Origin of the sequence: Pseudomonas sp. D4-21, from assembly GCF_051132125.1 — a bacterium.
GTDB lineage: Bacteria > Pseudomonadota > Gammaproteobacteria > Pseudomonadales > Pseudomonadaceae > Aquipseudomonas.
Map to the genome: position 1 here is coordinate 5,200,195 of NZ_CP071664.1, position 12,509 is coordinate 5,212,703.

The 12,509-nt window shown below is 60.6% G+C and carries 11 protein-coding genes; 7 read left to right on the forward strand and 4 right to left on the reverse strand.

Annotated elements, in window-relative coordinates; all coding sequences use genetic code 11:
• Positions 1 to 56 precede the first annotated feature (56 nt).
• The 3 genes from dbpA to yccS all read left to right on the forward strand — a co-directional run bounded on the left by dbpA (position 57) and on the right by yccS (position 5,079).
• On the forward strand, positions 57 to 1,394 hold the full coding sequence (gene dbpA, locus J3Q04_RS23485) for an ATP-dependent RNA helicase DbpA (RefSeq protein WP_420765169.1): 1,338 nt from the start codon (positions 57 to 59) through the stop codon (positions 1,392 to 1,394).
• A gap of 146 nt (positions 1,395 to 1,540) precedes the next feature.
• Positions 1,541 to 2,719, forward strand: a complete 1,179-nt coding sequence (locus tag J3Q04_RS23490; protein ID WP_420764968.1) for an NAD(P)/FAD-dependent oxidoreductase — start codon at positions 1,541 to 1,543, stop codon at positions 2,717 to 2,719.
• A gap of 176 nt (positions 2,720 to 2,895) precedes the next feature.
• Positions 2,896 to 5,079: a YccS family putative transporter gene (gene yccS / locus J3Q04_RS23495; protein WP_434609096.1), complete on the forward strand. Its 2,184-nt coding sequence runs from the start codon at positions 2,896 to 2,898 to the stop codon at positions 5,077 to 5,079.
• A gap of 67 nt (positions 5,080 to 5,146) precedes the next feature.
• On the opposite strand, the gene J3Q04_RS23500 is transcribed toward yccS, so the two are convergent.
• The gene (locus tag J3Q04_RS23500) at positions 5,147 to 5,884 is read right to left on the reverse strand and encodes a substrate-binding periplasmic protein (protein ID WP_434561875.1); all 738 of its coding nucleotides are present in this window, start codon (positions 5,882 to 5,884) and stop codon (positions 5,147 to 5,149) included.
• A gap of 260 nt (positions 5,885 to 6,144) precedes the next feature.
• On the opposite strand from J3Q04_RS23500, the gene J3Q04_RS23505 reads away from it, so the two are divergent.
• Positions 6,145 to 6,597 carry a GNAT family N-acetyltransferase gene (locus J3Q04_RS23505; RefSeq protein WP_434609094.1) on the forward strand — a complete coding sequence of 151 codons (453 nt, stop codon included), beginning with the start codon at positions 6,145 to 6,147 and terminating at the stop codon, positions 6,595 to 6,597.
• A gap of 99 nt (positions 6,598 to 6,696) precedes the next feature.
• Here the strand turns inward: J3Q04_RS23505 and J3Q04_RS23510 are convergent, their stop codons facing one another.
• From J3Q04_RS23510 to J3Q04_RS23520, 3 genes are read right to left on the reverse strand one after another with little or no spacing between them, the layout of a single operon-like run.
• Positions 6,697 to 6,993 carry a winged helix-turn-helix domain-containing protein gene (locus tag J3Q04_RS23510; RefSeq protein ID WP_420764972.1) on the reverse strand — a complete coding sequence of 99 codons (297 nt, stop codon included), beginning with the start codon at positions 6,991 to 6,993 and terminating at the stop codon, positions 6,697 to 6,699.
• Between the two features lie 4 nt (positions 6,994 to 6,997).
• Positions 6,998 to 7,501, reverse strand: a complete 504-nt coding sequence (locus tag J3Q04_RS23515) for a M48 metallopeptidase family protein (protein WP_420764973.1) — start codon at positions 7,499 to 7,501, stop codon at positions 6,998 to 7,000.
• Positions 7,502 to 7,543: 42 nt separating this feature from the next.
• Positions 7,544 to 9,667: a putative bifunctional diguanylate cyclase/phosphodiesterase gene (locus tag J3Q04_RS23520; RefSeq protein WP_420764974.1), complete on the reverse strand. Its 2,124-nt coding sequence runs from the start codon at positions 9,665 to 9,667 to the stop codon at positions 7,544 to 7,546.
• 323 nt (positions 9,668 to 9,990) lie between these two features.
• On the opposite strand from J3Q04_RS23520, the gene J3Q04_RS23525 reads away from it, so the two are divergent.
• The 3 genes from J3Q04_RS23525 (at position 9,991) to J3Q04_RS23535 (ending at position 12,410) form a co-directional block, all read left to right on the forward strand.
• Complete coding sequence (locus tag J3Q04_RS23525; RefSeq protein ID WP_434561871.1) at positions 9,991 to 10,662, forward strand: polysaccharide lyase family 7 protein; 672 nt, start codon at positions 9,991 to 9,993, stop codon at positions 10,660 to 10,662.
• A 334-nt stretch (positions 10,663 to 10,996) separates the two neighbouring features.
• Positions 10,997 to 11,665, forward strand: coding sequence for a polysaccharide lyase family 7 protein (locus tag J3Q04_RS23530; protein WP_420764976.1), 669 nt, complete (start codon positions 10,997 to 10,999; stop codon positions 11,663 to 11,665).
• 460 nt (positions 11,666 to 12,125) lie between these two features.
• Positions 12,126 to 12,410 (forward strand): fructose-bisphosphate aldolase, encoded by a 285-nt coding sequence (locus J3Q04_RS23535; RefSeq protein WP_434609089.1) that lies wholly within the window; start codon positions 12,126 to 12,128, stop codon positions 12,408 to 12,410.
• Positions 12,411 to 12,509: the final 99 nt, after the last annotated feature.

Consider the following 12,509-nt stretch of genomic DNA (forward strand, 5'->3'; position numbering starts at 1 on the left):
CCCGTCCCGTGACCACCATCGCCACCGCTTTTAATACTTTGCCGTTGTCCGCCGCCATGCTGGCTAACCTCGAATCACTCGGTTATGCCCAGATGACGCCGATCCAGGCGCAAAGCTTGCCGGTGATCCTCAAGGGCATGGACCTGATCGCCCAGGCCAAGACCGGCAGTGGCAAGACCGCGGCCTTCGGCATCGGCCTGCTGAACCCGATCAACCCACGCTATTTCGGCTGCCAGGCCCTGGTGATGTGCCCGACCCGCGAGCTGGCCGACCAGGTCGCCAAGGAAATCCGCCGCCTGGCCCGCGCCGAAGATAACATCAAGGTCCTGACTCTGTGCGGCGGCGTGTCCTTCGGCCCGCAGATCGCCTCCCTCGAACACGGCGCCCACATCATCGTCGGCACGCCAGGGCGTATCCAACAGCACCTGCGCAAGGGTTCGCTGGTGCTCGATGGCCTCAACACACTGATTCTCGACGAAGCCGACCGCATGCTCGACATGGGCTTCTACGACGCCATCGAAGACATCATCCAGCAGACCCCGGAACGCCGCCAGACGCTGTTGTTCTCCGCGACCTACCCGGTGGGCATCAAGCAACTTGCTTCCAAATTCATGCGCGACCCGCAGCAGGTGAAGGCCGAAGCGCTGCACTCCGACGCGCAGATCGAACAGCGGTTCTACGAGATTTCTCCCGAGGAGCGCATGGACGCGGTGGTCAAGGTCCTGGCGCATTTCCGTCCGGCGTCTTGCGTGGCGTTCTGCTTCACCAAGCAGCAGGTCCAGGAAACCGTCGACCATCTGACGGCCAAGGGCATCTCCGCCGTCGGCCTGCACGGCGACCTGGAACAGCGCGACCGCGACCAGGTGTTGGCAATGTTCGCCAACCGCAGCACCTCGGTGCTGGTGGCCACCGACGTCGCGGCCCGCGGCCTGGACATCGATGCCCTGGACATGGTGATCAACGTCGAACTGGCAAGGGATTCGGAAATCCATATCCACCGCGTCGGCCGCACCGGTCGCGCCGGTGAGAAAGGCATCGCCATCAGCCTCGTGGCGCCCTCCGAAGCCCATCGCGCCCAGGCCATCGAGCAACTGCAGAAATCGCCGTTGAACTGGGACCAACTGGACAACCTCAAGCCTCAGGGAGGCGGCCCGTTGCTGCCGGCCATGAGCACCCTGTGCATCGGCGCCGGGCGCAAGGACAAAGTCCGCCCCGGTGACATCCTAGGCGCCCTGACCGGCGAGGCCGGCATCCCCGGCGCCCAGGTCGGCAAGATCGCAATCTTCGATTTCCAGGCCTATGTGGCCGTGGAACGCGGGATCGCCAAACAGGCGCTGCAACGCCTGAACGATGGCAAGATCAAGGGTCGGTCGTTGCGGGTGCGGATCCTCTGACCGATAGACAGAGATCAAACTGTGGGAGCGAGCTTGCTCGCGATGAGGCCGGTACATTCAACATTGATGTTGTCTGACAGTCCGCCATCGCGAGCAAGCTCGCTCCCACACTGGGTTTTGTGGCGACACATTTAGAGGACACCGTTTTGCGCTCTACCGAAGTCGTGATCATTGGCGCTGGCGCCGCGGGGTTGATGTGTGCGCTCACCGCTGCCGCGCGCGGGCGCCAGGTGATGTTGCTGGACCACGCCAACAAGGCTGGCAAGAAAATCCTCATGTCGGGCGGTGGACGCTGCAATTTCACCAACATGTATACCGAGCCGGGCAATTTCCTTTCCCAGAACCCGCACTTCTGCAAGTCGGCCCTGGCCCGCTACACCCAGTGGGATTTCATCGCCCTGGTGGCCAAGCACGGCGTGCCCTATCACGAAAAAAAACTCGGTCAGTTGTTCTGCGACAACAAGTCCAGCGACATCCTTGGCCTGCTGCTGGATGAATGCGACCAGGCGGGCGTCAATCTGCACCTGGACACTTCCATCGAGCAGATCGAAAAGACCGACGGCGGCTACCAGTTGCAGACCACCCTCGGACCGATCGCCTGCCAGTCCCTGGTGATCGCCACCGGCGGGCTATCGATCCCGACCCTGGGCGCGACCGGTTTCGGTTATCAAGTCGCGAAGCAGTTCGGCCATCAATTGCTGCCGACCCGCGCCGGGTTGGTGCCGTTCACCATTACCGATCAACTCAAGGCCCTGTGCACCGAACTGTCGGGCACCTCGGTGGATTGCCTGGTGAGCTGCAACGACCAGAGTTTTCGCGAAAACATCCTGTTCACCCACCGCGGCCTGAGCGGTCCGGCGATCCTGCAGATTTCATCATTCTGGGAGCCAGGGGACACGGTGCAGATCAACTTGCTGCCCGACCATGACGTGCCGCAATGGCTGCAACAGCAACAAGCCGAACGCCCCAACAGCGAGCTGAAGACCTTGCTGGGCGAGCTGTTCACCAAGAAAATGGCCAACCTGCTGGCGGACACTTGGTTCGTCTCCAAACCCATGAAGCAATACACCCACGCGGAGCTCGCCGACATCGCCGAAAAACTGGCGAGCTGGAACGTGGTGCCCGCCGGCACCGAAGGCTACCGCACCGCCGAAGTCACCCTGGGTGGCGTCGATACGCGGGAAGTCTCGTCCAAGACCATGGAATCGTTGAAAAGCCCTGGCCTGTATTTCATTGGCGAAGTGCTGGACGTCACCGGGCACCTGGGCGGGTTCAACTTCCAGTGGGCATGGGCGTCAGGGTATGCGGCGGCGCAGTACGTCTGATTCTCACCGAGGTGGAGCCTGCTTTTGTGGCGAGGGAGCAAGCTCCCTCGCCACAGGGTAAAGGTGTGTCCTTGGCATGCAGGAACACTTTTTGCTGCCAGATGTGATCGCCGCCATTGCATCGGCGTCATTACTGCCTCAATTTAGCGTCATTGCCCGTCAGGCCCTTGCACTTCATGTCATCGACCTCGTTTAGCCAGTCACTGCGTCGCCTTTGGGCGTTGGACAAGTTCAGTTATAGCGTGCGGGTGTTCATCGCCCTGACCGGCAGCATGGGGCTGTGCTGGTACCTGGACGAGATGGCGCTGCTGATTCCCCTGTTTTTGGGCATCATCGCCAGCGCCCTGGCCGAAACCGACGACAGCTGGCAAGGCCGCCTCAACGCACTCGCGGTGACGCTGGTGTGCTTCAGCGTCGCCGCGCTGTCGGTGGAATTGCTGTTCCCCTACCCCATCCTCTTCATCGTTGCCCTGGCCCTGGCGGCATTCGGCCTGACCATGCTCGGCGCCCTGGGCGAGCGGTATGGCGCCATTGCTTCGGCGACTCTGATCCTGTCGGTCTATACCATGATCGGCGTGGACCAACGCGGTGGCGCGGTCACGGATTTCTGGCATGAACCCTTGCTTCTGGTGGCGGGCGCCGCATGGTACGGCCTGCTCTCGGTGGTGTGGCACGCGCTGTTTTCGAACCAGCCGGTGCAGCAGAGCCTGGCGCGACTTTTCCGTGAACTGGGGCGTTACCTCAAGCTCAAGTCGTCGTTGCTCGAACCGGTCCGACAATTGGACGTCGAGGCACGACGCCTGGAACTGGCCCAGCAGAACGGCCGGGTGGTCGCTGCGCTCAACAGCGCGAAGGAAATCATCCTGCACCGCGTCGGCAATGGCCGGCCGGGCTCGAAAGTCAGCCGCTACCTGAAACTCTATTTCCTCGCCCAGGACATCCACGAACGCGCGAGCTCGTCCCACTACCCCTATAACGCCCTGGCCGAGGCCTTCTTCCACAGCGATGTGCTGTTCCGTTGCCAGCGTCTGCTGCGCCAGCAAGGCAAGGCCTGCCAGGCATTGGCCGAGTCGATCCAGCTACGCCAACCGTTCGTCTACGACGACAGCTTCGCCGAAGCCTTGAATGACCTGCATGCGTCCCTTGAACACCTACGCATCCAGAGCAACCCGGCCTGGCGTGGCTTGCTGCGCTCGCTGCGGGCGCTGTCGGTGAACCTGGGCACGATGGACCGCCTGCTCAGTGATGCGAGCAACCCCGACGCCCTGGCCGATGCCTCCGACAGCAGCCTCCTCGACCGCTCGCCGCGCAACCTCAAGGACGTCTGGCTGCGCCTGCGCACACAGCTCACGCCCACTTCGCTGTTGTTTCGTCACGCCCTGCGCTTGCCCCTGGCCCTGAGCGTCGGCTACGCCATGGTGCATCTGATCCACCCTTCCCAGGGCTACTGGATCATCCTCACCACGTTGTTCGTCTGCCAACCCAATTACGGTGCCACCCGGCGCAAGCTCGGCCAGCGGATCATCGGCACCGCCATCGGCCTGACGGTGGCCTGGGCGCTGTTCGACCTGTTTCCCAACCCGCTGGTGCAATCGTGCTTCGCCATCGTCGCCGGAGTGGTGTTCTTCACCAACCGCACCACCCGCTACACCCTGGCCACCGCCGCCATCACGATCATGGTGCTGTTCTGCTTCAACCAGGTCGGGGACGGCTATGGACTGCTTCTGCCACGGTTGTTCGATACCCTGCTGGGCAGCCTGATCGCCGGGCTGGCGGTTTTCCTGTTCCTGCCCGACTGGCAAGGGCGGCGGCTGAACAAAGTCCTCGCCAACACGCTGACCTGCAACAGCATCTATCTGCGCCAGATCATGCAGCAATACGCGGCCGGCAAGCGCGACGACCTGGCCTATCGCCTGGCCCGACGCAACGCCCATAACGCCGACGCCGCGCTGTCCACGACGCTGGCGAACATGCTGATGGAGCCCGGGCACTTCCGTAAGGAAGCCGATGTCGGGTTCCGCTTCCTGGTGCTCTCCCATACCCTGCTCAGCTACCTGTCGGGCCTGGGCGCACACCGGGGCACGGAGTTGCCCACGGACGTGCGCGAGTACCTGATCGACGGCGCGGGGGTGAAACTGGCCACCAGCATCGACGAAATCGCCCAAGGCCTGGCGAGCAAGCAGCCGATTGCAATCCAGAGCGACGAGGAAGAAACCCTCGCCAGCGAGCTTGAGCAGATGCCCGATGAAATCGACGAAGGCCAGCGCCTGGTGCAGACGCAACTGGCATTGATCTGCCGCCAGTTGGGGCCGTTGCGCACCTTGGCGGCGCATTTGATCAAGGACACCAGTGAGGCTTGAGTGTTGCGGTGGCCAAACCAGCCCCTTCGCGAGCCTGCTCGCGAAGGAGATCAGCCACGCTGCGGTCTCACATCCCGTGCGCCTTCAATAGCCGCTGATAACTCCCATCGGCCTTCATCGCCGCAATCTCGCGATCGAAACCGGCCACGATCCGCTCATGCTCGGGGGTCTTCAGGCTGACCAGGATGTGCAGGCTGTTCTCGCTCAGGGGCTTGGGCAGGAATTCCACGGCATTGCGCACCTTGGGGGATTCTCGAGCCAGGTAGTAACGGGCGACGTATTCGTCTTCCAGGGTCAGCTTCACCCGGTCGGCGGCCACCATGCGCACGGCCATCGCGAAGTTATGCACAGGGACCTTCTGCATCTGCCCGTCCTCGTCGAACGCCTTGGCATAGGCGTAGCCGCGCACCACGGCGACAGGAAAAGCGTAAAGCTGTTGCAGATTGTCGAATTCGATGGCCGCGTCCTTGCGCTTGATGAAGCGCACGCGATTGAGCAGGTATTCGGCCGAAAACTGGCCCACATGGGTGCGCTCTTCGGCATACCAGGCGTTGATCAACACGTCGTAGCGCCCTTCACTGATACCCAGCATCGCCCGGGCCCAGGGCACCTGCTCGAAGTCGCTGGCATAACCGGCCCGTGCCAGTGCAGTGGTGACGATATCGGTGGCCAAGCCGCCATTGATCAACGTCGAATCGGTGAAGGGCGGCCAGGCATCCGCGACCAGGCGCAACTTCTGCGCGCAGGCGTGGTGGCTCAGCAACAGCAGTCCGACCAAAGCAAGAGCTCGATGCAATCGCGGCATGCCAAACATCCTTGACGGGTTCAAAGCCCGGTTTGTTTTTAGCCGAAACTCAAGGGAAGTCCTGAGACATCCGGTCCTAACGTTAGCTCATCGAAACCGCTGCGCAGTGCTCGAATAAAGATTACACAAAGAAGACGGGACCGCGACACATCCATGATGGCATTTTGGCCTTTATCACAGTTTTTTCGTCTGATCGCAGAAGAGACTTCCGACGCAAGGGCGCCTAATATCGGCATCAGGTTCTCAAGGAAATTCAAAAAATGGATATCGACTGGGTCTGCAAACATCACAACGACCTGAACAAGGAACAGCTGTACGCCATCCTAAAATTGCGCGCTGAGGTGTTCGTCGTAGAGCAGAACTGTGCCTATCCGGATGTCGACGGACTGGACCTTGAGGGCGACACGTGCCACCTGATGGCTTGGCGCGACAACCATCTGGTCGCCTACCTGCGCTTGCTCGATCCACATTCGCAAAACAGCGATGTGGTGATTGGTCGGGTGGTCATCGCGCCCGAAGCACGAGGCCAGGGGTTGGGACACGCGCTGATGGAACACGCCCTCAAGCAGGCGGAAAAACACTGGCCAGATACGTCGATTTCATTGTCGGCCCAGGCGCATCTGCAAGGTTATTACGGGCGATATGGGTTTGAGGCGGTGGGCGTGGAGTACCTGGAAGATGGGATTCCACATATCGGTATGCATCGTCCCTGAGGTCCGCTTCGCGAGCAGGCTCGCTTCCACCAAGGTTGCATTCAAATACGGGAGCGAGCTAGCTCCGGGCGGCGGTCCGACGATGGGGCCAGTAAAACTTCAGGGATACCCAAGCACCGCCTTGATCCGCTCGAGGTTCTGCTCGATCCACCGCCGATCAATCGCCCCCCAATCACGAATTCGATACTGCCCGGCATGGTTGCGCGCGCCTTGCTGCTGTTCGAACTCACAGATGATGTCCAGGTCCGCCAATGCCGCGACAGTATCCTGCGCGGTACGCCGTGGCATGCCGGTGGCCTCGGTGAGCGCGGGAATGTTGCTGGCCAGGTCGCTGTCGATCAGGTAAGCCACATACAGGCGACGATAGAAGCTGCTCTTGGTCTTGCTGACGTCCATCCACTCATTCCTTGTCTTGTTGCAGGTCGCGCCAGGTCAGGTACACGCGCAGATCGAATTCCAGCTGGTGGTAGCCCGGCAGCATGTGTTCGCAAAGGTTATAGAACGCCTTGTTGTGGTCCGACTCCTTGAAGTGGGCGAGCTCGTGGACCACGATCATCTTCAGAAACTCAGGCGCCGCGTCCTTGAACAACGAGGCAATGCGGATTTCCTTCTTGGCCTTGAGCTTGCCGCCCTGCACCCGCGAGACCGCCGTGTGCAGGCCGAGCGCGCGGTGGGTCAGGTCGAGACGGTTGTCGAACAGCACCTTGTCGATCGCCGGTGCGTTGCGCAGGTATTGCTGCTTGATTTGCAGCGCATAACCATACAACGCCTTGTCGCTCTGGATCGGATGGCGGCCGGGATAGCGCTGGTGCAGGTAGTCGCCCAGCCGATCCTGGGCAATCAATTGCTGCACCTGGGCTTGCAGGGCGGCGGGGTACGCCTGGAGGTACTTGAGCGTGGTCATCGGCCGGCAACAAATCACAAAAAGGTTGCCAGTGTAGCGAATTCAGGCCTGCACCGCGCTCCAGTCGAAGGGCCGGGCAAAGGCATCGGTATCCTCGGCCATCAAGGGCCGGGCCACCAGGAAACCTTGTACATATTCACAACCGTGATCCCTGAGCCACTGGTACTGCGCCGCGGTTTCAACCCCCTCGGCGATCACCCGCAACCCCAATTGACCGCACAGATCGATCACCGAGGCGGCCAACGCGGCGTCCCGTGGCGAGTCCGGCAAGCGGGCAATCAAATGCCGATCAAGCTTGAGGGTATCGAGCTCAAGATCGCGCAGATGCGCCAGCGAGCAAGGGCCCGAACCGAAATCGTCCAATGCCACCCGCACGCCCAGGTGACGCAGCAGCCGCAACTGCTTATGGGTTTCGTCGGGGTTGCGCATCAACGCATCTTCCGTCACTTCAACCTCCAGTTGCCGGGGCTTCAAGGCATGGCGCTCCAGCACCTGGCGTAATTCGGTGACCAGGTTCGGCATGCCGAACTGCGTACTGCTAAGGCTCACACCCAGCACCAGGTCATCCGCGAACATGCGTTCCCAGACTTTGCGCTGGGCCGCGCTGCGATGATAAATCCAGCTGCCCAGCCGGCTGATCAACCGTACCTCCTCAAGCAACGGCAGGAACAAGCCTGGCGGCACGTCGCCGACGCTCGGATGCTGCCAGCGCAACAGCGCTTCGAAGCCGCGAGTGCGCCCATCGCGAATGCTGACCTGCGGCTGATAGACCATGTTGAAATCACGGTTCTCGATTGCCGAACGCACGCTCTCTTCGAGCATGAGCCGTGAACGGGCTCGACCGTTCATTTCATGGTCGTAGAAACGGTATTGCTGGCGGCCGGCACGCTTGGCTTCGTACATGGCGATGTCGGAGGCGCGCAGCAAACCGTCGAGGTTGGAGCCGCAGTCCGGATAGGTCGCGATACCAATGCTCGCCCCCAGCGTCACGTCCATGCCGTCGATCTGCTGGCAGACCGAGACCCGCTCGATGAGCTTTTCGGCAATCTTCGCCGCCTGCTCAGGCAGTTCCAGATCCAGCAGCGCGGTGAATTCGTCGCCCCCCAGGCGCGCCAGGATGTCGAACGGACGCAGGCACGTCTTCAATTGCTCCGAGACCCAGCGCAGCACCCGGTCACCGGCATCGTGGCCCAGGGAATCGTTGACCCGCTTGAATCCATCCAGATCCAGGTACAGCAACACCCAGTTGCTTTCCAGCCGCTCGCTGCGCATCAGCAGGTTTTCCGCCGTCTGATAGAACCCCCTGCGGTTGAGCAGGCCGGTCAAGGGGTCGGTGACAGCCTGGAATTCGAGTTGCTGATGCAGATGACGAACCACCGACATGTCCTGAAGCGTGACCACCATCGCCCTCTGCTCCGCAGGCAATGGCGCGCAGGACAAGGCTACCGACACCTGCTGGCCAGGCGCGGTACGCAACACGGCATCGTGCAAGCGCCAGGTTTCGCCGCGCATGTAGGCGGTATGGATGTCGGAATCAAGCCATTCGGGAATGTGGGGTTTTTGCAGGAAATCGAGGAACGCCATGCCCTGCAACCGGTCGGCGGTGGCGTTGAGCAAGCGGCAGGTGGAAGGGTTGGCGAACCGAATGCATCCGTTCTCATCCACCACGAGGATTCCCTCGGCGGCGTTGTCCAGCACCGAGGCATTGAAGGCCCGGGCAGCCTCGAGATCCTGGCTCAGACGCTGCAACGCGCGCCGGTTGCGCTGGTGCTCCAGCAAGGCATGCACCTTGGGCTTGAGGATCTGCGGATCGAATGGCTTGAACAAGTAATCCACCGCGCCACTGGCGTATCCCTTGATGACCGCGTCCTGGGATTGCTCATTGGCCGTCAGGAAGATGATGGGCGTAAGCCGCGTGCGCTGGCTGCCACGCATTAGGCGCGCCACTTCGAAGCCGTCCATGTCCGGCATCTGCACATCCAGCAGCACCAGGTCGATGTCGTGTTCCAGGAGCATGTTGAGCGCCTCGACACCAGAGGCGGCGGTCATCACCCGCCAATCCGGACGCTGCAACAACGCTCGCATGCTGAGCAGGTTTTCAGGGTAGTCATCAACGATCAAAAGGACGGAGCTGTCTTCGCCAAACGGGGGTTGCGCGCATTCCATGCTGCTTCTCTTATCGGGGCGCCATGTCCGTCTTATGGAACAAGGCGGACAACATACAGTGATCTCACTCTAGACCGGGATTTTGAAAAGCAGTAGGTGTCATCGCGCCATCATCCAGACAAAGCCCGAAATAGCCGACTAACGGTCACCCTCTCCAGGCACAGAAACTGCAATGACCTACTCGACGAACAATTGACGTCAAACATTCGCCGACCGGTCAACAACAAAAAGCCCCATCCAGCGTTTCGAGACGCTTCAAAGGGCGGTTTAAAGCCTCCCGACACGGCGTGCACCTTTTACATCAGATACGTAGGAACCTGGACATGATCGATCTCGCAACCTGGAACTTGAGCATCCCCGAAGGCAGCCCGGCGATGACCATCGACACCCCTCGCCTGGCCCAAGGGTTCAAGGACCAATATTTCAACGCCGAAACCGGCACCGTATTCTTTTGGGCGCCAGTGACCGGCACCAAAACGGCCAACGCGAGTTACCCGCGCAGCGAGCTGCGGGAAACCTTTCCCGACGGACGATTGCGCAACTGGCTCTACCCTGCGGCAGATAACACCTTACGCGCGACCGTGGCGGTCAACCAGGTGCCCAGCACCGGCAAGATCGTGATCGGCCAGATTCACACAAAGGACAGCAACAGCCCGATGGTGAAGCTGGAATACCAATACAAGACTAAAAGTTCGACCGGCAACATCGTCGCCAAAGTGCGCATGCGCCCGGATGACAAGGAGGGCCAGGTCATCACCGTCGCTACCGGTGTGACGCTCAACCGCAACTTTTCCTACATGATCCACCTGAGCCCCAAGGGCGCGTTGGGCATTTCCGCGGCGGGTTACAACTGGCGCACCACCGTTGACCCAAGCTGGAAAGTCAAACCGCTCTACTTCAAGGCAGGCGCGTACGTGCAAGACAACACCGGTTATGTCACTGAAGGCGGGAAAGTGACGTTCAGCAAGTTGGAAATCAAGCACACCACGCTTTGATCGCCGACCCGCTCCGCCGCCATTGCAGCAGGGACGCTGCGATGGGTTCCCGCCTTCATCCCTCGGTTTCAACAGGCCCATGATGTCTTCACGCAACAAGCGTCAAAAGGCCATCGTGTAATCGTTCCCTCGAAAATCCAATTTCTCGACCAGCGGTCCCTTCTCTCGGGCACAAAACCGCAAAACGCCACTCTGACGGTCTGCTGACGCCAACCCTTCGCCGGACGAACGTGCCAATTTTTCGTCCGCGCCTGCGTCTGGCCTCAGCAAAAGCACGTCTTAGAGCCTCCGGCTGTGGCGTAAATCATTTCTTTTTCTCAGAAAGGATCCGAACATGGTCGATCTTGCAACCTGGAACCTGAGCATTCCCGAAGGCAGCCCGCCGAAAACCATCGAAACGCCGCGCCTGGTGGACGGGTTCAAGGATAAGTATTTCAATTCCCAAGGCAGCACGGTGTATTTCTGGTCGCCGGTGACGGGCTCCAAGACTGAAAATGCGATCTACCCGCGCAGTGAACTGCGCGAAACCTATAAAGACGGAAGGTTGCGCAATTGGGTCTACCCAGACGCCGACAACTTCCTGAGGGCAACGCTCGCCGTCAATCAAGTACCTAGCAGCGGCAAGATCGTCATCGGTCAGATCCATGCCAAGGACAGCAGCAAACCCATGGTCAAGCTGGAATACCAATACAAGGACGACAGCGACACCGGGAACATCGTCGCCAAGGTCCGCATGCGCCCCGATGACAGCGAAGGCAGGGTTATCACCGTCGCCACGGGGGTGAAGCTCAATCGGTCCTTCTCCTACCGGATTCACCTCGATCGTACCGGTGACCTGGGCATCACCGCGGCCGGCAACAGTTGGTACACCACCGTCGGCCGCGCCTGGCGCGACAAGCCGTTGTACTTCAAGGCCGGGGTATATGTGCAGGACAACTCGGGCTACACCAGCGAAGGCGGGAAGGTGACGTTCAGCGTGCTGGATATCGATCACAACACCTGAGTTTTCACGTCCTAAAATCTCGTAGGAATTTACACCATGTGGCGAGGGAGCTTGCTCCCGCTGGGCTGCGAAGCGGCCCCTTCTTTCCGCCAGCCCCATCTCATGCACCGGTTTTGCGGGGGCTGCGCCCCCGAGCGGGAGCAAGCTCCCTCGCCACAGGGGGCCGGTGCGTCCTACAGGGCCGATTTTGGCCTTGGGAATCTGCTCTATAGTTCGGTGGGTCTGCTGGCTTTGGTTGGTGGACAAGGGTTTCGCAGCCCGTGTGAGTTAGAATCACGACCGTCAGAAATCGACATAGGCACTCCTGTCTATGCTCGGCTTTTCATGGCGGCTGTGTGTGGGAGATCTTCGGGTCTGCCGGGTTTCTCTAACTCCTCGGTCTGCGAACCCGCACATGGCTGCCACCAAATTTGTTTCGCAGCGAACGGTGGCAAATACCTATTTGAGTTAGAGGTTTGTCATGAAAGCCGAACAATTGCCCACTCGCTTCACTCCGCTCACCCCGATCGCCACCACCCAGCCCGTCCTGTTCATCGATAAAACCGTCCCACTGACCGAGCTCCACGCCTGCGCCAGCGAACGCTTGCATGCCACGCTCGACTACCTGACGCTCATGGCCTGCGCCACCTTGCGCGACTCGGCTGCTGGCGACTTCAACACCCTAACGAACGTCGCCCGGATCCTCGACCAAGACGTGACGGACGTGTTCGGTGTCATTGAACAGCGCGGCCTCGAAGACCAATAGAGGTCCCCTGTGTGCGAGCCTGTTCGCGAATCGGCAAAGCAGTGATATCCACTGACACACCGCGAGCGCGAGCAAGCTCACCTAATCCGCAGGCAAAGT

Excerpts from the sequence above, each read along its gene's own strand:
- J3Q04_RS23500 (WP_434561875.1), bottom strand. The coding sequence starts at position 5,884 with ATGCCGCGATTGCATCGAGCTCTTGCTTTGGTCGGACTGCTGTTGCTG.
- J3Q04_RS23505 (WP_434609094.1), top strand. The coding sequence starts at position 6,145 with ATGGATATCGACTGGGTCTGCAAACATCACAACGACCTGAACAAGGAA.
- dbpA (WP_420765169.1), top strand. The coding sequence starts at position 57 with ATGCTGGCTAACCTCGAATCACTCGGTTATGCCCAGATGACGCCGATC.
- J3Q04_RS23520 (WP_420764974.1), bottom strand. The coding sequence starts at position 9,667 with ATGGAATGCGCGCAACCCCCGTTTGGCGAAGACAGCTCCGTCCTTTTG.
- J3Q04_RS23530 (WP_420764976.1), top strand. The coding sequence starts at position 10,997 with ATGGTCGATCTTGCAACCTGGAACCTGAGCATTCCCGAAGGCAGCCCG.
- J3Q04_RS23515 (WP_420764973.1), bottom strand. The coding sequence starts at position 7,501 with ATGACCACGCTCAAGTACCTCCAGGCGTACCCCGCCGCCCTGCAAGCC.
- J3Q04_RS23510 (WP_420764972.1), bottom strand. The coding sequence starts at position 6,993 with ATGGACGTCAGCAAGACCAAGAGCAGCTTCTATCGTCGCCTGTATGTG.
- J3Q04_RS23535 (WP_434609089.1), top strand. The coding sequence starts at position 12,126 with ATGAAAGCCGAACAATTGCCCACTCGCTTCACTCCGCTCACCCCGATC.
- J3Q04_RS23525 (WP_434561871.1), top strand. The coding sequence starts at position 9,991 with ATGATCGATCTCGCAACCTGGAACTTGAGCATCCCCGAAGGCAGCCCG.
- yccS (WP_434609096.1), top strand. The coding sequence starts at position 2,896 with ATGTCATCGACCTCGTTTAGCCAGTCACTGCGTCGCCTTTGGGCGTTG.